The sequence below is a fragment of the Leptospira noguchii serovar Panama str. CZ214 genome (genome assembly GCF_000306255.2).
In the GTDB taxonomy this organism is placed as follows: domain Bacteria; phylum Spirochaetota; class Leptospiria; order Leptospirales; family Leptospiraceae; genus Leptospira; species Leptospira noguchii.
Genome location: NZ_AKWY02000021.1, coordinates 308158 through 329822 on the forward strand (window position 1 = coordinate 308158; position 21665 = coordinate 329822).

General features: G+C 36.4%; 17 protein-coding genes, 1 other RNA gene, 1 pseudogene and 1 CRISPR repeat array. Of the genes and pseudogenes, 7 read left to right on the forward strand and 12 right to left on the reverse strand.

The genetic code is table 11. The features are described 5' to 3' along the window. The first annotated feature begins 637 nt into the window (after positions 1–637). Positions 638–2208: pseudogene (locus LEP1GSC059_RS11720) on the forward strand (LA_0442/LA_0875 N-terminal domain-containing protein). Positions 2209–2233: 25 nt separating this feature from the next. Then, complete coding sequence (locus LEP1GSC059_RS11725; RefSeq protein ID WP_004428716.1) at positions 2234–4309, forward strand: methyl-accepting chemotaxis protein; 2076 nt, start codon at positions 2234–2236, stop codon at positions 4307–4309. Positions 4310–4344: 35 nt separating this feature from the next. Here LEP1GSC059_RS11725 and LEP1GSC059_RS11730 read toward each other — a convergent pair whose 3' ends face one another. The 3 genes from LEP1GSC059_RS11730 to LEP1GSC059_RS11740 all read right to left on the reverse strand — a co-directional run bounded on the left by LEP1GSC059_RS11730 (position 4345) and on the right by LEP1GSC059_RS11740 (position 6236). Continuing rightward, positions 4345–5280, reverse strand: coding sequence for a tetratricopeptide repeat protein (locus LEP1GSC059_RS11730; RefSeq protein WP_017215821.1), 936 nt, complete (start codon positions 5278–5280; stop codon positions 4345–4347). A 54-nt stretch (positions 5281–5334) separates the two neighbouring features. After that, a complete protein-coding gene (gene hpf / locus LEP1GSC059_RS11735) occupies positions 5335–5622 on the reverse strand; it encodes a ribosome hibernation-promoting factor, HPF/YfiA family (RefSeq protein WP_002180274.1) in 288 nt (95 codons plus the stop codon). Positions 5623–5786: 164 nt separating this feature from the next. Further along, positions 5787–6236 carry a tetratricopeptide repeat protein gene (locus tag LEP1GSC059_RS11740; protein ID WP_002180307.1) on the reverse strand — a complete coding sequence of 150 codons (450 nt, stop codon included), beginning with the start codon at positions 6234–6236 and terminating at the stop codon, positions 5787–5789. A 119-nt stretch (positions 6237–6355) separates the two neighbouring features. Between LEP1GSC059_RS11740 and rnpB the strand changes: the two genes are divergently transcribed. Beyond that, positions 6356–6742: RNase P RNA component class A (gene rnpB / locus LEP1GSC059_RS20820), an RNA gene on the forward strand. 774 nt (positions 6743–7516) lie between these two features. Then, positions 7517–8126: a CRISPR direct-repeat array (repeat unit 37 nt; unit sequence GTTTCTTCTTCTTACTTTAGAGGAAGTGGATTGAAAC). 737 nt (positions 8127–8863) lie between these two features. Here rnpB and LEP1GSC059_RS11745 read toward each other — a convergent pair. Continuing rightward, entirely contained in the window at positions 8864–9253 is a 390-nt protein-coding gene (locus tag LEP1GSC059_RS11745) for a response regulator (RefSeq protein WP_000356374.1), read from the reverse strand. A gap of 120 nt (positions 9254–9373) precedes the next feature. Further along, the gene (locus LEP1GSC059_RS11750) at positions 9374–11083 is read right to left on the reverse strand and encodes an EAL domain-containing response regulator (protein ID WP_017215824.1); all 1710 of its coding nucleotides are present in this window, start codon (positions 11081–11083) and stop codon (positions 9374–9376) included. Between the two features lie 180 nt (positions 11084–11263). Here LEP1GSC059_RS11750 and LEP1GSC059_RS11755 point away from each other — a divergent pair, with 180 nt between their 5' ends. Continuing rightward, entirely contained in the window at positions 11264–12856 is a 1593-nt protein-coding gene (locus tag LEP1GSC059_RS11755; protein ID WP_017215825.1) for a peroxidase family protein, read from the forward strand. A gap of 1 nt (position 12857) precedes the next feature. Here the strand turns inward: LEP1GSC059_RS11755 and LEP1GSC059_RS23690 are convergent, their stop codons facing one another. Continuing rightward, complete coding sequence (locus tag LEP1GSC059_RS23690; protein ID WP_004456452.1) at positions 12858–13028, reverse strand: hypothetical protein; 171 nt, start codon at positions 13026–13028, stop codon at positions 12858–12860. Positions 13029–13168: 140 nt separating this feature from the next. Between LEP1GSC059_RS23690 and hisC the strand changes: the two genes are divergently transcribed. Further along, positions 13169–14281 (forward strand): histidinol-phosphate transaminase, encoded by a 1113-nt coding sequence (hisC, locus tag LEP1GSC059_RS11760; protein ID WP_017215827.1) that lies wholly within the window; start codon positions 13169–13171, stop codon positions 14279–14281. Positions 14282–14499: 218 nt separating this feature from the next. Next, positions 14500–14664 carry a hypothetical protein gene (locus LEP1GSC059_RS23695; protein ID WP_002180324.1) on the forward strand — a complete coding sequence of 55 codons (165 nt, stop codon included), beginning with the start codon at positions 14500–14502 and terminating at the stop codon, positions 14662–14664. Here LEP1GSC059_RS23695 and LEP1GSC059_RS11765 read toward each other — a convergent pair whose 3' ends face one another. The 3 genes from LEP1GSC059_RS11765 to LEP1GSC059_RS23075 all read right to left on the reverse strand — a co-directional run bounded on the left by LEP1GSC059_RS11765 (position 14665) and on the right by LEP1GSC059_RS23075 (position 17048). Continuing rightward, entirely contained in the window at positions 14665–15936 is a 1272-nt protein-coding gene (locus tag LEP1GSC059_RS11765; protein ID WP_017215828.1) for a replication-associated recombination protein A, read from the reverse strand. It lies immediately after the preceding gene. Next, a complete protein-coding gene (locus LEP1GSC059_RS11770) occupies positions 15933–16160 on the reverse strand; it encodes a hypothetical protein (RefSeq protein ID WP_002180362.1) in 228 nt (75 codons plus the stop codon). The genes LEP1GSC059_RS11765 and LEP1GSC059_RS11770 overlap by 4 nt, the downstream gene beginning before the upstream one ends. A gap of 91 nt (positions 16161–16251) precedes the next feature. Next, positions 16252–17048, reverse strand: a protein-coding gene (locus tag LEP1GSC059_RS23075) for an IS5 family transposase (protein WP_238323708.1) whose coding sequence is annotated in 2 segments (ribosomal slippage) — positions 16252–16703 and positions 16703–17048 — 798 coding nt in all. Because the reading frame shifts where the segments join, the coding sequence is not laid out codon by codon here. Positions 17049–17231: 183 nt separating this feature from the next. On the opposite strand from LEP1GSC059_RS23075, the gene LEP1GSC059_RS11785 reads away from it, so the two are divergent. Continuing rightward, on the forward strand, positions 17232–17669 hold the full coding sequence (locus LEP1GSC059_RS11785; RefSeq protein WP_017215829.1) for a leucine-rich repeat domain-containing protein: 438 nt from the start codon (positions 17232–17234) through the stop codon (positions 17667–17669). 112 nt (positions 17670–17781) lie between these two features. On the opposite strand, the gene LEP1GSC059_RS11790 is transcribed toward LEP1GSC059_RS11785, so the two are convergent. From LEP1GSC059_RS11790 to LEP1GSC059_RS11800, 3 genes are all read right to left on the reverse strand, one after another. Then, positions 17782–18402, reverse strand: a complete 621-nt coding sequence (locus tag LEP1GSC059_RS11790) for a YqaA family protein (RefSeq protein ID WP_017215830.1) — start codon at positions 18400–18402, stop codon at positions 17782–17784. Then, complete coding sequence (gene mutL, locus LEP1GSC059_RS11795) at positions 18371–20161, reverse strand: DNA mismatch repair endonuclease MutL (RefSeq protein ID WP_002180281.1); 1791 nt, start codon at positions 20159–20161, stop codon at positions 18371–18373. The genes LEP1GSC059_RS11790 and mutL overlap by 32 nt, the downstream gene beginning before the upstream one ends. Before the next feature lie 212 nt (positions 20162–20373). Continuing rightward, positions 20374–21366, reverse strand: coding sequence for a substrate-binding periplasmic protein (locus tag LEP1GSC059_RS11800; protein WP_020980801.1), 993 nt, complete (start codon positions 21364–21366; stop codon positions 20374–20376). Positions 21367–21665 lie beyond the last annotated feature (299 nt).

The following is a 21665-nucleotide window of genomic DNA, read 5'->3' on the forward strand; positions in this document are numbered from 1 at the left end:
AAGGATACTCAAATATAATTTTATTCTTAATTTCTAAAAGCGATTCCAGAGACATAACTTATATTTTTAGAAACGATCTTTTGAACAATACTAAGATTTTTTTAGACTATAAATTTTACTTTTTTATAAGTATTAAAAACTCTAAGAAATTAAAAAAATCGTCTTCTTATACAGAGTGCAGCTAATTTCAAAATGGGCTCTCCTCTTAAAAAACGCAAATTTGTCTCAATTCGGTTTTTAGATACATCATCCAAACAAGTTAAATCGAAAAGATTCTATTCTTTGATTACAAAATTTGTTTTTTATAAAAACTACTAGGGAATGCCGATTTAAAACTTAACGTTTCTCTTCAGATTTTCGAAAAATTTTCAAAAATAAAAAAATTAAAAACGTTTTAAAGCCAAGTCAAGATATACTTTACGCTCAAAGAAAATAGGTTTCTTAAGATTTACTTTATCAATCCAATTCAAAAAAATAAAAAGTTTTTCTGAGTTGATTCCTAACTTTCTCTTTTATTTTGTTATTTTTTCCGGGGTCGTTTTGAATTGAGAGTCAAAAAATCATAAACTCGGAAATATTCAATTCTGCTTGAAATTCGAAAAATTAGGAAATAAAAAATTTACAAAGTGGTTAACGTATGAAGCTTAAATCCTATATTCTATTTTTATTCTATTTGTTCTTTTGTTTTGAGTCTCACTTAATTGCAGCCGACATAGTACGTTTAAAAAATGGTTTAATCTATCGAGGTAAAGTGCTTTTAGAAGACGAAGAAAAAGTGCTTTTAGCGGAGAACGACGATTTCATCCGTTATATCAACAAAGAAAATGTAGTAAACGTAACGTATGAGAAACCGCAAGATAAAAACAAAAATACAATTTTCACTTCCGACAAAGAAAAATCTTCAACGACAACTTCAAAACCCGAACGTTCTAATCAGTATTCTGGAATTGCTGCCCCAATAGAAAGAGAACCACCTCATTCGCACCCTCAAGGAACCGATACAACCATAGACGTTACTCACGAAATCGTCACAGACTTCATTTGGAGAGGACTCAGTTTTTCAGGTGAGATGGCCAATCGTCGTAGAAACGAAAATTATCCTTCTACGACAGTGATTCCTTCTTATCAACCTACCATCAATATCAACACACCTCTCAAAGGATTTATGATTCAATTTTGGGGTAACTTTCAGTTAACAGACAGAAACGATAAAGATAACGACGGGCGTATTCAATTGTTTCCGGGCGGGCCGGGGCCTGCTTATCCTGGACAAGGAAATCCATTTACGGCACCGGACCAGATCTTCTCAATCAAAGTTGTGTATATGATACCCAAAATAATTTAATGAATGGAAACGTATCTACTGGGCAAACCTGCGGAGGATTAACTCCAAAACCTTATAAAGAACAAAACGGAATGAAACGAGCAGACGGTTTATTCTATGCGTTTTATTATACTTTCGAAAAAACGAGTTGGGGAAAATTTACCGTCGGAACTTGGTTCTACAATACGTTTCACAAAAACCCAGCTTATGTTTCGACTCCATTAGGAGGTTTTAATTCTCTTGCCGCACAGGGAATTACAAGTTCTAACAATACTTCTAATCAGATAACAAGACTCGCTTGGCAAGAATACTATATCTTTTGGCAACTCCCAGAAATTTCATTTCTTCCTTTTATTGCTTATTTAACTCCTACCATTTCTTTTTATACTCAAATGAGTCAGGAAAACTCTGGTTTGGCAGCGGGGAAAAATTATCTTTCTCTTTATATAAGCCACGAATATTTTAAAGAGAATTTTTTTAGAATCACTCCTGCGGTAAATGTAGGATACGCAATGTCCAATAATATCGTAGATAACCGATACGGAATTCAGGACATCACTAGCAGTTTAACTTTTTATTTTGGAAAATTCTTCATCAAAGGGAACCACGTTTATAGACCCAATCTGTATATGTACGATACGGATAACTATTACGGAGCCACAGGAGGATACGTTAACCGAAATACAAAAGACGGATTGATCGTAGATCCTTCTAAAGTAAATGGTCCTCTCAATCAATTTGTATTGGATCAAATAGCGAGTAGCCCTTTAATTCCGGACGCAGGAGACGGTTCACTCAGACAGATGGTTCGAGAATCGTATTTATTGCAGAAAATACCGGCACATTTATTTTGGTTTAGCATCGGTTTTTCCCACAGTTTTTAAGATACACAAAGAGAGGAGGAAATTCATGAGTATCCGATTTAGAATATCCCTGTATCTTGCCCTTGTACTTATGGCAGGAAGCATCGCAATCACATCCATCAACGCAGTATCAGCTTATTTTAAACTTACGCAGGATATTAATGATTCTTCCTCTTTAATAGCGTCCAGATACGCATTTGAAATCCAAGACTTTTTTGACAAAGCGCTGGGAGGATTGAGAGGATTAGAATTCCAACTTAGTCATTCAAAGCCAAGCCGAGAAGAAACGATAGAAACACTAAAAGACCTTGCAGACTCAGATCCAAATTATTTTGGAGCCTGGTCCGTGTTTGAACCAGGAAAATATGACTCTAACGATTCGCAGTATATAAACAAACAAGGTTACGATACCACAGGAAGATTTATACCTTATTTAAATAAATCGTCTGGACCAGATCGACCTCTCGTATTGGAACCGGTAGTCTACTACGAAAATCAAGACATGAGTGGGTATTTTTATAATATTCCTAAAAAAACAGGAAAGGATTATATTGCAGAACCGTTTGCCTATCCGGTATCCGGAAAAGAAGTTCTAATGATTTCGGTGGCAAAACCATTACGTAGAAACGGAGAATTCGCAGGAGTTGTGGGCATGGATATTGCTATGAAAAACATGCAAGAAATGTTGGCTACAATTCATCCTTATCAAGGACAAGGTTATTTAACTTTAATTTCTCCGGGAGGAATCTACGCGGCAAACGGGTTACAACCAGAACTCGTTGGAAAGGAAATTCAAGACCCAGAATGGAAAAAAATAATCTTAGAAGGTAGTCAAAAAAAAGAAATCCAAATCTACGAAAAAGATAAATCCACACATTTCTTCTATTCCTTTTACTTGGGCAATTACGATAAAAAATGGATTTTAGAAGTAAGCGTGCCTTATGGTATTTTTTGGAAAAATCTATCTATGATCATTCTGGAAACGATAACTACTTCATTAATTACAATGATCTTGATCCTATTTGTATTAAATGTAATATTCCAAAAATTGATTACAAATGGAATCAACACTGCAATCTCTTTTTCCGAAGAAATTTCTTCCGGAAACTTAGTGGTAGCCAATCAATATGAACGTAAGGACGAAATCGGAAAACTTCTTCTTTCTCTCAATCAGATGAAGAATAATATCAAAAAAATCATTTTCGAAATCAAAGATTCTTCTGAATCCCTCAATTCTACCTCAGATAAAATGGCGGAATCTTCTAAAAGTTTTTATGACGTAGCCCAGGAGCAAGCTTCCGCGTCGGAAGAATCTTCAGCAGCAATCGAAGAATTGGCCTCTTCCGCAGAAAACGTAGGTAGTTCTATGGAAAAAGCGATTTCTCACATGAAAGATATAGACGGAAACGTAATTCTTTTGAAAGAACAAATCGCGAAAATCAACGAAGAGATGAAATCACTTTCCTTTCTCGCAAGCGAATCGCAACAACAAGCGGTTACGGGCGAAAGTTCTATGAATCAATCCACAAAAGCGATGGACGAAATAGGAGACAGCGCCTCTAGGATCAACGAAATCTTATCGATCATTACAGATATATCCGAAAAAACCAACTTACTCGCGTTAAACGCCGCAATCGAAGCGGCCAGAGCGGGAGAAGCCGGAAAAGGTTTTGCGGTAGTTGCGGAAGAAATTTCCAAACTCGCCTCTCAAACCTCCAATAGTGTTCAAGAAATCGGACAACTTGTAGAATCCACAAATCGGGCCGTAATGAACGGAACCGGAAAAGTAAAAGAAGCTTCTGAAATTCTTGCAAAACTTAGAAGTTCCGTAGATATGTTCGGAGTTTCAGCAAAAACCGTTTTGGATTCGGTAAACACTCAAGAAAAAAATACTGAAAAAATTCATAGCAGTGCTAGTTCTCTTATGAGTTTTAGTCTTCAAATTGAAGAAGCCGTACAAGAACAAAGACGCGCTTCGGACGAAATCGCAAAAACGATCCTAAGCATTTCAGAAGGAACTCAGGAGATCGCAAGCGGTGCAGACGATTTAACCGGGTTTTCCAAAAACATGCATACCCAATCGGAAGGATTGTTACGCCTTATCAATCAGTTTAAGATTTAAGAATATTCAAGAAACAACAAGAACTCAGTTTAATCCTAAGTTCCGTTTTGTCTCCTTTGAAAAAAACCAGGATCCACGGAATCCAAAATTCTTTTGGATTCCTGATAGATTTCTCCATACTGCATTCCTCTACATACGTCCAGAACCAAACAGGCGTGTTGTAAGATTCTACAGCGGATTTTAAAATCGTATAAATCCTTTCTGGAGTTTAGCGTATCCTTCAAGCGAATTAAATTATTATAATATACTAAAATTTCTTTTTCGGAATAGTTTCTAGTTTCCTCGAAAATTCCGCGCTCCGCCAAAACGACCGGCAAAACCTCTTTTAGATCCGATTCATCCTGATAAGAACCTTTTAGTTTTTCGACCCAAAAAGAAATCGGGCCAGATTTCAAAACTGCCAGAGGGGCAACGGAAGGATCTTTTAAAAAGGCTTCTCTAAAAAGAATGAGTGCTTTTCTTTCTTCGCCGGTTTGAAAAAGAGATTCTGCCCTTAAATAAAGAAACTCAGGAGAATTTTTTTCTACCGAAGTAGAATAGTTTAAGATTTCGAGCGCATTTTTATAATCTCTAAAACGAATGAGTTCTCGTATCAAACCCAACAATGCGGAAGGATCTTGAAAGTGAAGACCTTCTCTTTGAACCGATATTTTTAATTGATCTACCGCTTCGGATAAAACCGATTCTGAAACCGCACGAAAAGAAGAAGTTCCAGTGAATTTTTTTAATTCGAACGTGTTTTGAAATTCCGAAAAATATTGAACAAGAATATAACTTCTATCTCTTCCTTCTTTTGTGTTATGAATCCGATCCAAACGATTGTCCCAATAGGAAGATATAAAATAACCAGCGATCGTTTCTGGGTGTTCTGGGTCTTCTCCCAGAAGTAAATCGAAAACTTTTTTGGCCTTATTAAAATCTCCATCCAATAGATATTGATTGGCTTCTTCGAGTTTTCTGGAAAACGACATTGAACTTCGGATTTTTTAACTTAGAGTTCGGCGAAAGTTTCGCCGAACTACGGATCAGTGATTCGATTTTTTATCGTGATGTTTACTAACTTGTTTAACGATCTTATCTTCTAAACCGTCAATACAAGCATATATATCCTTGTCTGAATTTTGTGCGTTAAATTTATTACCGTCTCCTTGTAGATTCAGGTTTGCGGTGACTTCTCCGTGAATCATTTCGAATGAAATTTCGAAGGACTGAACCGTATGAAGATATTTTGAAACTCGATCTAGTTTGTCATTTGCGTATTTTTCTGCGGCTTTAGAATGATCTACGTTTTTCCAATTATAATTTATTTTCATACGCTGCTCCGAATTATTTTTGTATTTAGATCTATTGAAATAACAGCATCTGGAATTTCAGGTTAGTCTTGAAATGAAGAGAGTCAAATCAAAAAAAATCCCGCCCCTTTCAGGGCGGGTCAAGTCAGTTAGAACTAGAGATGGGATGAATTCGAGACTTAAAATTATTCTGCTTTTGCGACATTCTCCATGTGGATAGAACACGCTTCTTGGTATTTTTTATAAGCTTCTTCTTCAGCATTCAGAGCAGAATCGATGTCTCCAATTTTTTGATAGATAGAAATTACGTTTTTGATATTCTCAAGTGCGAGACAAAACTTTCCTTGGCGGAACTCTGAAATAGATTTGAGATAGAGTACCAAGGCGTAACCGGAAGATTCTTTTTCTCCCATCTGTTCACGAACCTGGAGGGATTGGTTATAAAGATCGATTGCGGAATGATAATCTCTTACTTTTTGTTTCAAAGTTCCCAAGGCGCTGAGTTTATTTGCAAGTTGGATTTCATTCTCAGGTGCAAACTTATTAAGCTCTTCCTCAACCCTAAGGGCTTCTGGAGTAGCATAAAGTCCGGTAAAAATGCTTAAAAAAAGAGCAATTGCCGCAAACTTGTTCATCTTATCACCTCAATCCCAGTGTTCTTGTATAAATATATGCAAACCCCGTGCCAAAATTTATAAAGATCCTTTCTTTTTTTCTCGTTTTGTTTGGGCTTTTAAAAAATAGTTAAAATCAAGCATTCTGTCGGATGATCGCGCTTCTTTTTGAAAACAAAAAGGGTGAGGAAAGTCCGGACACCTGGAAACGCGGGACCGGGTAATTCTCGGAATTCTTTATCTTGAGAGTGATCTCGGGGTAAAGAATATGGAAAGTGCAACAGAAAGGATACCGCCTTGATTCAAGGTAAGGGTGAAATGGTGGGGTAAGAGCCCACCTACGGTTTCGAGAGAAATCGGGAATGGCAAACCCTCCCGGGTGCAATCTCAAATAGGCAGCCTATTTGTAGTTTCCGCAGGGCTGCGGGTAGAGAGCAAGGACTTCGATCGGTAACTTTCGAAGCAAGATAAATGATCATCCATCTCTTCGGAGAGGACAGAATCCGGCTTATAGACAGAATGCCCATAGTTTTTATTTTTAATTTTTAGGAATAGTAGTAGTTCCTAGAATCAATTTCAGAAAACCTAATTTGTTCATCTTTGAGAGAATCTTTATAAAATAAATTTTTATTGGCTGTAATCACCTAATAGTAGTTTTACGAAAAATTTAAATCTTATCTTTTGATTTTATAGTCCTTTTTTCAATAGATTGTAAATATAATAGAACCATAGTATAATTTTGCTTTTAAAACAAAATTTAAGCTGGTCGTAAGTTAATCGGAATAAATCTATCTTAAAAGAGCAAAGAAAAAATATAGTTTTTCGCCTAACATCAGTTAATAAAAAGTAGTAGCTTCTCTATACACTTATAATAACTGCTAAAAACTATATTTCGAATTTTTGTATGTTGTTTCTCAGAATTGATTTGTTAAATCGTAATTTGTGGTAGTTTCTATATTTTTTATATAAAATTTAGTTTTCTATTAAATGTCAAGTTCAACTACAAGATTATTCAAAATCTCTAAATTCATACAATTTTAAAAAAATTTTATATACTCTTTAAATCCTGCTATAAGTTTTCCTTTGAGTAGCCGATCCTTTACAATGAAATGCTTTTTGCGAACCTGTTTCTCCCGATTCTTTGCAGACCTTTCGCGCCCTTGTATTGATTCGTTGTTTGGCGATTTGACAGCTTTGCTTAGCATTTGTTCAGCATGCTAAAAATAGGTTCGCAATTATTATGTCTAGAAAGCCTAATAGAGCTTTTTATAATACATAATTTTCAACCTTATTAAGCCGCTGTTTCTTCTTCTTACTTTAGAGGAAGTGGATTGAAACCTTTATAAATCCCCCACAAACATCTATCCTCTTGCGTTTCTTCTTCTTACTTTAGAGGAAGTGGATTGAAACAATAATTGCAAGATTCTTAATTTCAATTTGAAGATTGTTTCTTCTTCTTACTTTAGAGGAAGTGGATTGAAACTCTTTTGGCTAGGGATATATGTATATCGTAACTCGTTTCTTCTTCTTACTTTAGAGGAAGTGGATTGAAACCGTGAGTGGATCTCGATTTATGCGCCTCACTTTAAAGTTTCTTCTTCTTACTTTAGAGGAAGTGGATTGAAACCATCATCGCGCCCATAGATACGGCCATCCGTTCTGTTTCTTCTTCTTACTTTAGAGGAAGTGGATTGAAACTTGACAATCGTAAGAATATTTTTTTGTAAATTGTCGTTTCTTCTTCTTACTTTAGAAGGAGTGGATTGAAACAACGTAACAGACTCTGAGATCAAACGCTCCGCTTGTTTCTTCTTCTTACTTTAGAGGAAGTGGATTGAAACACGGAAAAAAAGAACTGAAATTAAAAACTTTGAGTTTCTTCTTCTTACTTTAGAGGAAGTGGGATCAACTGAGGAAATTCCTCAGTTGATTTTTGTTCCTTCTTCTTGTTAGAGGAAGTAAACTGAAACTGAACGCGGATTTATATAACGTGAGTTCAGCGTAAAGAATTCATTTTTCTGAAAAAAGCTGTGATCTTAAACTTTCTGAATCAATTCCTAAAATGTGGGAACTCATACTGTTTAAAAATTTGTAATGTGACTTAATCTGTGGGAACTACCTCAGATCGCGATTTTACAAACAAATTCTAAAATTGTAGGAACTCATACTTTTAGAAAATTTTTCTCAATCAGAACTCACGTTAAAATGAGATTTAAATTTTGATGATGCCGCAAAACAGCGATTTTATGTAAAAATCGGATGGGCGATGGACTCTTTTTGTAATAGTTCCCACAATTTTCAGAGTTTAACTGGTAAATCCACAATTTGCAGTAGTTCCCACAATTTTCAGAGTTTAACTGGTAAATCCACAATTTGCAGTAGTTCCCACAGGTTAAGTCGTATAAAAGAGTTGTTGAAAAATCCATAATGGAAATGGAGATTAGGAATAATACTTCAATTTTCCATTTCAATGTAATGAAAACAGATGGGGATATTAATTTTTTAAAAACTCTATTACTAAAAATGAAATCGTTGTTAATTTTGAATAAAAGAAGAGCCGGGCAAATATTTTAGTTCCACAAAAACAAAGCCATCTACATTCATAAAATATAATATTTTATGAATGTAATGTTTTGACGTCTCAAGTTTTAATTACTCAAAGCCGTGGTAATCGTGGAAACCAACTCTCTTTCGTCCCAGGGTTTTTTCAGATAAGAACGGAGATTAATTTCTTTTTTAAGAGCTTCGATAGAAGAATCATCCGCATGACCGGTAACGATCACCTTTTGGATGTCAGGATACTTGTGATGAACCTGTCTTAAAAATTCATCTCCTTTAACGTTAGGCATCAACCAATCAGAGATGATAATTAAAATTCTAACGTCTTCATGAACCAATTCTTCGATAATCTGCCACGCCTCGCCTGCATCAAGCGCGGTTTCATATCTATAACCTTCTCCAAAGTGACGTTTCACCTGAGACTTCATGCTCATTAGGATCAGAGCCTCATCATCTACAAAAAGAATTGCTTTATCCAATTGAAGTACTCACCCTCACCTAATTCATTCGACTCATCAAATCGTCAAAAATCGCAAAGCATTAGATTATTTAGAAAAAAAATAATAACAAGCGAATTTTAGAAAAAACATTTTCATCCTTTAAACAGAAACCTGAGGAACCGGAAAAATTTCAGGCGCAGGTTGCATAATATAATACCCCTGACAATATTCTACACCTAAGGAACGAACCGTGTCAAATTCTCCTTTTCCAGCTACAAATTCGGCAATTACTTTTGCTCCGATACGATGTGCCATCTCCGTCATCGCAGAAGTAAGCAGATAAGGAGTTCTACTCAAATGAATTCCTTGTATAAATTTACCGTCTATCTTGATAAAGTCTGGATCGATTTCCATCAATCTCTCAAAATTAGATTGGTCTACTCCAAAGTCATCTATCGCAATCTTACAACCGGATTCCTTCAATTCCTTTAAGGTTTCAAGCCCTCTCTCCCCTCCCCGTAAACGGTCCGTTTCTAAAATTTCTAAAGTAAATCTTTCCGGCACAATCTCATAGTGTTCTAAACGACCAATAACCCAAGACGCAAAACCTTTTTTTTCCAGATCCGACTCCGATATATTCACCGAAAAAGAATATTCAGGATATTGCGCAAAATACCGGATCGATTTTTCGATCATAATCGGAGTCAAAAGACGAATGATCCCTGTAGATCTTGCGATCGATATAAAACTCGCCGGAGAATATACCCTATCCCCGTCCTGAATTCTCGCAAGACATTCAAATTTTGTAATCTTCTCCAATTGATTGTCGTAGATTCCCTGGAAATAAGGCACTACGTTGCCTACGTGTATGGCGTCGTTTAACTTCCTTCCTAAAATAAGATTGATCTGATACTGATCCCCCTCTTCCATTGTCTGCGAATAATTCATCAGTTCAAGTTCGGCATTTTGAGCCGCGTGCATCATCGCTATCCTGGCCTTATAATAGAGAGAATGTTGATGGGTCGCCACTCCTATTGATACGTTTACTCTAAAAGCAACCCCGTCCGCCTGAATATATTCCGATCTGAGAAGTATTCTAAACGCCACCAAAAGAGAATGAAATCTATCCTCGTCTACGTTGGAAAGTACGGCCACCTCGTCCTGATAAAGATGAAATAAACTGCCAGAGTCTCCCATAAATGAAGAAAGCGCCGCTAGAAGCTGATTTAGTACTTTATGATATACTCCTACTCCAAAATGATGAGTTGTAGCAGTAGAGGATTCGATTCTAATTACGGCAAGAGTAGACTGGGCTCCTTGAGCCTCTCTTTCTTCTAACATTCTTCTTAAACTTTCGAAATTAGGACGACCCGTTTCCCGGTTATAAAGTAAAGTAGTTTCTAATTTTCGATTGAGTTCTACAAGGGAAAGATCTGAAAAATACGATTTTAACGCCTCTCTGATCGTAAGGATCAAATCGTTGGAATCCCAAGGTTTGGATAAATATCTGTATAAATTTGCGTTATTTAAGGCGTTACCTACCGCGTCCGCAGAAGCCTGCCCAGTAAGCATAATCTTTCGTATGTCCGGTTTTTTATTGTGAATCCGAATGAGTAACTCGTCTCCTTTTACTCCGGGCATCACTTGATCACATACTACAACCGGAATATCGATCCCTTTCTCTACGTATTCTTCTAAAATTTCCCAGGCGGCTTCAGCGTCTTCAGCGATTTCAATGTCGTAGTCCTTACCGAACGCAAGTTTGAGTTGTTCTTTGAGTCCTCTCAAGATAATTGGCTCATCATCTACCAATAAGATGATTGGTCTAGAATCCTTATTTTCTTCCTGAGAATTTATATTTCCGTCCATTCGATTTTCCTAAAACGGTAATTCGTTTAACGTTACTTTTACGATTCGTTCAAGCGAATCGTTTTTTAAGAACCTGACCTACCCGAGTTCTTCTATTGACAACCAAGTCTGTAATTCTCTACCATTCCATATAGGACGCCAATTATTTTTTTATATCTCCATCAAATCCGGTAGGTTTTAATGATTCTTGTAAATTTTGAAAACGAAAAAGAAATTAGTTTACCCAAACCTCAGAACCTGTTAGAAATCAGTCTAAACAACGGTATTCCACATACACACGCCTGTGGCGGAAACGCTCGATGTTCCACTTGTCGAGTTTTGGTTTTGGAAAACCCTTCTCATCTATCTCCTCCAGAGCAAAAAGAAAAAGAACTCTCTCAAAAAAAAGGTTTTCCTAAATCAGTTCGACTTGCGTGCCAGGCAAAAGTTTTAGGCGACGTTCGAATTCGTAGAATCGTTTTAGACGAAGAAGACTATAATCTTACAATTCCAGGATCAGTTACAATTTCGGGAGAAGAAAAAGAAATCGCGATCCTTTTCAGCGATATTCGAGACTTTACTCTATTTTCCGAATCACATCTTCCCTACGATGTCATTCATATACTCAACCGATATTTTTATAAAATGGGAGACGTAGTTTTAAAACACGGAGGTAAGATAGATAAATACATCGGAGACGGACTTATGGCTCTATTCGGCGTTGACGGCGGCTCTCCTCAAGAAATCTGTATCTCCGCTCTGCGTGCCGCCAAGGAAATGGAGTTAGAACTTTATTCTCTTAACGAATATCTAAAGTCTCATTTTCATACTTCGTTTCGTATCGGCGTAGGAGTACATTATGGAAATTGTATATTAGGACAATTAGGTCATCCCGCTAACATGTCTTACACGGCTATCGGTGATTCCGTAAACATGGCGAGTAGGATTGAATCTAAAACTAAAAAATCGGGCGCTTCGGTTTTGATTTCTGAATCTATCTACAAACAGGTAAAAGAAAAAGTAGTCAAAGGTAGAGTTTTTTCCACGCAACTCAAAGGAAAAACTGGGAACCATAAACTCTACGAGATTCAAGAAATTCTGGAAAAAGTAGACACAAATCTCTGGGAACAAGCTAAAAATTCTCTCCGAAGAATTATACTCGTTCGAGAAGTAGGAAGTTGGCTGAAACTTGTTTATCACCTTTCTTGCCTTTTTGACGAAAATCAAAACTGGATCGGACTTTCTGCAGCAAACTCTTTTCAAAAGTTTTCCAAACTTTCGGAAAACGGAGATTTGGTTCAAAATTTTTATCAAATCAAAGATACGTTTAACGAACAATTTCAAAACTCTTTTTCCTTTGCTGACTTTGTAGCTCTCGCAGGTGCGGTTGCGATCGAAAAATCGGGCGGTCCCAGAATTCCTATTCAACCGGGAAGAAAGGATCTATTGTTAAACGAAGTGTTTCAAATTCTTCCACTGAGTATGCAAACCCAAAAAGATCAACTTCCTTGTCTTCAAAAAATGAAACTAGGAATTAGAGATATAGTTCTTATATCCGGAGCGCGCACAATCGGATGGTTAGGCGGAGAATCGTTCACTTCCAACCCTTATAATTTTGATAATAGTTATTTTCACGTTCTTCTCAAAGCGGGATTAGAAGGCCCTTTATTGATTCCGAATGACAGAGAACTTTTGAAAAACGACGAATCCAGAGCCTTTGTGTTGGATTACGCCCTAGATCAATCTAAATTTTTCGAAGACTTTACTTATACATATTTAAAACTTACGAGTTGATCTATAAATCATCTTCTGGCTGGAAAAGTTCTTGAATCGCGTCCCCTAACACACGATCGAAATTTTCGAACGACTGGAGTATTTCTTGTATTAAAATCTCTCCGTCTAAAAGATCTCCTAAATATTCCAGATCTTTTTCCTTATTATCTCCGTGAAACAACGAGTCTTTCATTTTTGTTACCAAGCTCTTTAACGAATACCCGGAATTAGAGGAAAAAAAAATTCGGAATATAACGAACGAAATTTTTTTTTCCGAAGTTTGTTATAAATTGATTCTTAAATCGATTTCCAAAATTTTTCCCATCCAAAAGTATGGGAGTGATGATTCCATTTCGATCTATATTGAACTCGCTCAAAAGTTACGAAGCAGGAAAGCCGATCGAACTTGTGGTCCGAGAATTCGGAATTGATCCAAATCATATAATCAAATTAGGTTCAAACGAAAATCCATTTGGCTGTGCAAATTCCGTTATGGAAGTAATTCGACAAGCGACTTCAAAGATGTCCTTTTATCCTGATGATTCTTATCTGGATTTAAAAACAGCACTCGCTTCCAAGTTTGATCTGACTTTGGATCGAATCATTCCGGGCAACGGAAGCGATCAGGTTTTAGATTTTGTATGCAGATGCGTTTTAGATCCAGGTGATTCCGTTCTGATCAATCGAATTACTTTTGCGATGTATAAAATTTACGCCCTACAGTGTGGAGCTAAAATCCATTCTACAGACAGCGTTACTCACGATTTGAATGCATTCATAGATTTGGCAAAATTAATCCATCCTAAAATTATTTTCTTATGTACTCCTTCTAATCCCGCTGGAGATGCCCTTTCTAAATCAGACGTTTATGAATTTTTAAATAAAATTTCTCCAAACACGTTAGTCGTAATTGACGCGGCTTATATGGAATTCGGAAGTAAAAAAAATCCGAATAAGTTTATTCCTGCTAAGGAGGTTACCGATCTTTTTCCGAACGTTTTTTATACGGGTACCTTTTCTAAAGCTTATGGATTGGGTGGAATGAGAATCGGATACGGGATTGGGAACCGGGAACTGATTTCCAATTTATATAAGATGCGTCCTCCTTTTAGTGTAACCAATCTTTCCGCCCTCGCCGCCACGGAAGCGCTTAAAAACGAGTCTCACGTAAAATTGTATCTGGAAAATAATTGGAATGAAATGAAACGATATGAAAAATTCGCCTCAGAACAAAGTATAGAGTTTATCGATTCTTACGCAAACTTCATTACGTTTTTTGCAAGAAAGAGAGGTAAGTCTTCTTCCGAAATTTCCAATTCCCTTTTAAAACAAGGGATCATTCTACGAGATTTAAAAAGTTACGACCTAAACGCGATTCGAATCACAATCGGCAGACCGGAGCAAAACGATCTGGTTTTAAACGCTTTAGAAAAAGAATTTCGTTAAAAAAGTTTTACTATTTGAATGTAGAAAAATAGTACCAAAAATGAAAGATCTGTTACCAAGACGCGGAATTTCTCAAAAATGTGAGAACTCTCACGTGACCTTCTACTCACAATTCTTAAATCGAATTATAATTCTCTCTTTAAAAAAAGATTCAGATTTTTACCAAAAGGAACGAAACATTTATTAAACCTTGCCGGTCTTACGACCAAGGAGAAAAAATGTTCAATTCTGAATACAAATATAAAAAAACAGAAGAGCCGATCCAACACACAGCACCATACCACCAGAATTCGGACTTAAATCGGAATCCGATTGAATCCGAAAATTCAGAATCCAAAACTAAACAAATCAGAGTCGCTCTTCCGGAACTCTACGATAAATAATTAATTTCCTTTTTTCCAGGGAGTTTTTTCCCAAACCTTGTCCAGATATTCTTTCAGTTTTAATTCCACCCCGTTCCCAGTTGGAAAATAAAACTTAGGTGGATTTTCAGAAAATTCATCCGGAAAATAATTTTGTTCCTTAAATCCACCAAAATCGTGTGGATATATATAACCTTTTGAAGCTCCTTCTTTTTTATGAAGAAAGGTAGGAGCGTTTCGGAGCCGATTCGGAATTTTGATTTCCGTTCCGTGTTCTCGAACAAAAGCCAAGGCCGCTCCAATTCCTTTATAACTCGCATTCGATTTTGGACAAGAAGCTAAAAAAGTAGTTACGTGCGCAAGGATCAATCTTCCCTCTGGCATTCCAATTGCATCTAACGCGTGTAAACCGGAAACAGCAAGAGGTAATCCATTTACAGAGGCGTTTCCTACGTCTTCACTTGCGAGAATAATCAGTCTTCTCATAATAAAAAGAGGATCTTCCCCTCCTTCAAGTAAAACTGCTAAATAATACAACGCAGCATCCGGATCACTTCCCCGCACCGATTTTATAAACGCAGAGATCACGTCGTAATGAGATTCTCCACTTTTATCGTATTCGATTACACGACTTTCCAAATATTCTTCCACATCCGATTTGGAAATCGTATGGTTTTCGGGAAAACTAAAACTCAAACCTTCTAAGTTAGAAAGTAGTTTTCTTCCGTCTCCTCCCGAAAAACGAATCAGAGTTTCCTTTGCATCTTGATTTAGATTTATAGAATATTCTATATTTTGAATTCCTCTTTCTAAAAGGGAAGACTGCTCCTCTAAACTGAGAGGTTCTATTTTAAGAATCTGACACCTGGACAATAAAGGCCTTGTAATTCGAAACGCAGGATTTTCGGTTGTGGCACCGATCAATATCAAATGTCCAGTTTCTACTCCTTTTAAAAGGCTATCTTGTTGAGACGCACTAAAACGATGGATCTCGTCCAAAAAAAGAAGGATGGTTCCTTCTCGTTCAGCTCTTTCCAATAATTTTTTGATCTCGGCCACTCCAATAGAAACCGCGTTGTATTCCACAAAAGGAAGATTCCATTTTCTACATAGAATTCCGGATAACGTGGATTTTCCAGTTCCAGGCGGTCCATATAAGATGATAGAAACCGGAGATCGATAATTGACGAGTTGTTTTGTTGCTCTAGACTGTCCGATCACTTCTTCAAAACTGGAAGGACGTATTTTATGAGCGAGAGGTGGAATCGGTTTTTTGGTGAATAGATCGCTCACAAATGTTCCAGTTCATTTTTGATTTTACGAAAACAGGTTCGTATGGTTGCGTTACATACATCACAAGCGCTATGGCAACAGACTAAAGATTGTTCTCTGATATTTCCCTGTAATATGTTTTCGATCAATGCATGGATACGAATTGGAAGATCGAATAAATCCAAATTTTCTCTTATGATTTCTTCTTTTGTTTTTGGAAATAGATTGGGTTGATTGGTTTCCAATTGAGATCTGCCTTTGAGTACAGAATATTCTTTTCTTTTGTTTACGAAAACTCAATTTTTTTGATCTCGAACCTAAGAGCCGGTCTCAAAACTACCTATCAAAAAAGTTAAAAGCAATGATAGAGCTTGCGAGATAAAGAGATGCAAGATAATTTTCAGATTTTCTTTCCCAACGAATTAGGATAGCCCTGAATCGATTGTGCCAACTGTTAGTTCTTTCAACGACCCAACGTCTAGGTTTTCCTTTATATTTACCGATGAGAGGCTTTTCACCTTTTTTCCGAATATGAGATTGAATGTTTCTTCTTTTGATTAAAACTTCTATATCTTTGAAATCATAACCTTTATCTAAACAAATATGTTTTGGCTTCTTTCTTCTTTTTCCGGAAAATATTAGGATTGAATTCAACGTATCTTTTACACCGTGTTTGTCATGAACGTTAGCTCCAGTCAACGTAATTGCCAAAGGAATTCCATTTCCATCTGTAAGAATATGTCGTTTAACCCCTAATTTGGCACGGTCTGTAGGGTTTTTCCCAGTTAAGCTCCCCCTTTGGGAGCTTTAACCATTGCCGAATCCATCGAAGCCCAGTCCCATGCTATTTGATTCTTTACATCATAATATTTTAAAATAGATTTATAAATCTTTTTGAATACTCCTGCTCGTTCCCATTCTTGAAATCTTCTGTGACAAGTTTGGCCTGATCCAAACTCATTCGGAATGGCACGCCACTGACAGCCTGTTTTCATTCGATAGATGATACCTGACATTACTACTCGTGTTGGTACTCGATTGCGACCTCCTTTCAGATTTACCTTTTCTTTCGGGATTAATGGGGCTATTTGTTTCCAAAGTGCATCCGGTATCTCTGAATAATATTTGTCCATTTCACATTGATATTATTACCCTTTCTCTCTACAAACAGTTTTGAGACCGGCTCTAAGTTTAAACTTTTGATTTTTGTAAAGGATCATTACTTCAGAAAAAGTATCTCTAACAAAATAGAGAGTATGATTGAAACAATATGTAGATGACAAAAAAGAAAAGATTTTTTAAATGACCCGAGAATTATGAAAACAATGAACTTACAAAAAATAGGAATTTTAATCCTTCTTTGTTTTTTGAACCAACTACAAGCTAAAGAGAAAGGTCACTATCACAATCTAACCAAAGCTCTTCAAAATCCAATGGATGTCCGGACTTTAGACTTAAGAGATAATCAACTCACAAACTTTCCTAAAGAAATCGGGAATTTAAAAGAGCTACGAGAATTATATTTAAGCGACAATCAACTCAAAACTATTCCAAAGGAAATTGGAAATTTACAAAAACTACAAGCACTATATTTAAAAAACAACAAACTCATAACTCTTCCGAATGAAATTGGAAAATTGCAAAAGCTACACACATTAAATTCATATGATATACCGGCCTTGAAGTCTCAAGAAAAAAAAATTCAGAAATTAATTCCCAAAGCGAGTATTGACTTTATCGACATAAAAAGATAATAACCTAACAAATTACATCTACTATTTTATAAATGTGTTTGATTACTAACGACCTGATCGTGAGGGGACGAACTCTCGCGTATTCTTTAAAATTTAGAATATTATGAAAAATTTATATTCCACCGCCTACCCATCCGAATTGAATCAGATAATAAAATACGATAAAACGCGGAATTCTAAACAGACATCCTTTAAAAAATAGAGAATATTTCATTTTCATCGTCCCAGCCGCAAGTGATACCCAAGAATAAGGAAGAGGAGTCAAAGCAGCCAAAACAACCGCCCAAAATCCGTATCGATGTAGATAGTGTTCCAACTTTTGTTCGTGTCTTTTTACGAAAGTAGAAATTCGTTCCATCTTCGGCAAAAGAATCCTTCCCGTTAGATAAGAAACGGTTCCTCCGATCAAACTTCCAACCGAAGCCGAAACGATCACAAGTATTGAATTGAGTTTTCCGGCCACAGCGAGCATTAGAAATACGTCTGGGGGTATAAACACGTGTAGGGAATCCGCGAGCATAATTCCCACTCCTACCCCAAACACTCCCGTAATTTCTATAAACTTCTGGGACACAACGAGCACCGGTTCCGGAAACACTCTTGCAAGAAAAACGACTCCTAATACGAGAATCACAATTCCGACTAACGTTTGTCGAAATAATTTTCTAACAACTCTGTCCGGTTCTTTTCCGGTAACTTTTTCATTTTCTGTGGAACATTCTTTCGAGGTCATCTCTGCTCAACTTTACTAGGGTAGGTCTTCCGTGTGGACAACGGGATGGATTTTCGCAATAACTCAATCTGTTTAAAATTTCTGCCAGGATAGGATCGGAAAGTTGATCCCCTTTTTTAATCGCAGATCTACAGGCCACACATTTGGCCATAAGATCGTATAACTCCGGTTCGCCGGTTTCTTTTCCTTCGGTTCTATTTAAAAAATCGAGTACAATTTCTTTTTCTTGCCCTGGTTCCATGTAGGCAGGAATTTCCCTTAAAACGACGCTGTCTTGTCCTAAAGGATCTAAGAATATTCCAACTTCCTCATATTCCTTTTTTCGATTTAGGATGTCTTCTTGTTCCTGTTTAGATACGTCGATTCGAATTGGAGTCAATAACGGTTGAATTCCGTAATTTTTCTTTTCGAGTTTTCTTAAAACTTCTTCGTATCGTATCCTTTCGTGTGCGGTATGTTGGTCTATAATATAAAATCCGTCCTCGGCTTCTGCAAGTATAAACGTTTCAAACAAAACTCCGAAATGTTTTTTAGGTACAAAGGAAGAATGTTTGACCCTCTCATCCGTCAATTCGGACAAAGAAGCTCCCGGCCCCATTCGATCCAACTCAAATCCTTCTTGTTTAGAAACTCCGGAAAAAAGTTCACGACTGAGCAACGGACTTTTTCCCGAGTAAGAAGGGGAACGAGTTTGATAAAGAGAATTTGTAGAATGAGTTTCAGGGACTGGTTTTAAAAGTCGTTTTTTCAATTCTAAAAAACTAACAGGAGTACTGGATCTAAGTTCTTTTTGGATCAGTGTAAGAAAGAACCCGTTAAATCCATCTTCATCTAAAAAGCGGATTTCTTTTTTTGCAGGGTGTACATTTACATCTACTCTGGACGGATCAATTTCAAAAAATAAAAAACAATAAGGATGTCCGTTTGGAGGTAATAACTCATCATAAGCTTTTTTTAATAGAACGGAGCTATATTTGATTTCGATCGGTCTTCCATTGATAAATATAAATTGCCCAGTTCGATTGGATTTATAAAAGTCCGGATCACTGATATAACCTGTGGCCCTAATTCCTCCGCGTTCTAAATTTACTTCTAAGAGATGATCTCTAAAATTTTCACCGAATAAATCGATGATCCTTTCTTTTTTATTTTCTCTCGTCGGAAGAACAAATACTTCTTTTCCATCTTGAAAAAGTCGGAAACGAACGTCTTCTCTTGCAAGCGCTTGGGTAATTACTCGGTCTCTGATTTTTTTATCTTCGGAACGAATGGATTTTAAAAATTTTCTTCGAACGGGAGTATTAAAGAATAATTCTTCTACAAGTATTTTAGTTCCGATAAATCCAGGGATCTCTTCTTTTTCTGAAATTTTTCCCGCAACGGAGCGAATTTTCCAGGCCGTCTTCTGTTCTTTTGTGCCGCTCTCTAACGTTAGTCGGGATACCGAAGCGATAGAAGCCAAGGCTTCTCCTCTAAATCCATAACTCAATACACTTTCTAAATCTTTATAGTCTTGAATTTTACTCGTAGCGTGTCTTTTTAAAGCGGGTTCTAAATCTTCCGGTTCTATTCCGGTTCCATTATCGACGATTCTTAATAAAGAAAGTCCTCCGTCTTTGGACTCTACATCTACTTGGGTGGCGCCTGCATCCATAGAATTTTCCATCAGCTCTTTGACTACGGAGTGCGCGGATTCTATAACTTCCCCAGCCGCAATCTGATTGATTAGTTCCGGACTTAGTTCCTGAATTTTTCCCATAGATGTTTCCAGTGTCGGAACTATTCTTAAACCTGTCAAGAACGGGATCTATCAATTTTATTAAAATAGAATTGTTTCAACTTGATCAATCAGTGACAGATTCAAAACAAAACTTTAAAAAAGTTTGTTCGATTTTGGAAGAATTTTAGTTTTTATTCGAGGGAAACTCTATAAAATAAATCTTTTATTGAACGCAGTCAAAAGAGCTATATTTATGGCGCTGGAACCCATTCTGATTTATTAAAATACTTATCTTCCATTTCTCGAAGAATTCCAGACCGACTCAACTCTTGTAAAAAGAATTCAAAATTTCTAATAAACAAAATATCACCTTGAGGAAAAGCCGCGCTAATATCCTCTCTTTGTACTGGTTCCAAAAGTGGCCTAAAATTAGAAGCGATCGATTTATCCTTAAGAAGAATACCTTTGATATAAAATGAATCCGCGACTAAACAATTTGCAGTTCCGTTTTTGACCGCTTCCCAAGCAGAAGATGTATCTACATAGGTAAAAATTCGATTGTTTTTGAACTTCTTTAAAAGATACTCGTGGCGATTGGAAAAAGATCGAACTGCAAAAGTAACTCCGCTCAAATCGGATAAATCCAGAAGACTTCTAAAACTTTGAGTCGTGATAATATTTCCTTCCGGAGGCGGAGGCAAGGCGGATTTTCGAATCAAAGCAGCAGGAGTTGCCACCAAATAAGCCGAACTAAATTTTAGTTTTTTAGATCTTTCTAAATTACTGGAAATTCCGGATAACGCAATATCCGCTTCTTTATTTTTAATCGCTTCTGCAAATTCGTTAAATTCCGGATAAGAAACGAACTTATACTTTACTCCTAAATAATCCGCGTAGGCTTTTCCTAATTCGTAATCAAACCCAGGATACCCTTCCTTTGAGTTTGAGATATAAAAAGGTTCATAAGAAGAATCTCCTGCAACTTTTAATTCCCCTTTTTCTAAAATTTCTTTGAGTCTAGAGGAATTATAATATTTGAATGTATCTTCTTCCGCTTGTAAGCAAAAATATCCGTATAAAATACAAAACGAGCCGATCAGAACAAATTTTTTCCAAAAACCAATTTGAAAACAATTTAAGATATCGAATGATAAATAAAACTGACTAGATAGATTCTTTTTAAAAGTATATTGATCAAAAAAACGCATATTCTTTTCAATGAGAAACAAATGTATCCAATTCATTTCGATTCCTCCTGTTTGTTGGTTTTCTCTTTTTACTCAGAACTACAAAATAAAGTAATCAGTATTTTGCGTTAAAACAGGGCTTTGCAATAAAAATTCACGATACTCAATTTGATAGAGATCACTGGAATTTTTTTCAAACTCAACAAAATAAACATTTTATATTCACACAATAGATTCTCTTTCCAATATTAAATTTGAAAAGTATTTTTGGATTTTGATTTTTAAATTCTAGATGACTTCGCCGTTTTAAGACGACAACAATACTATAAATTTACTATAAAAGACCAATCATTAAA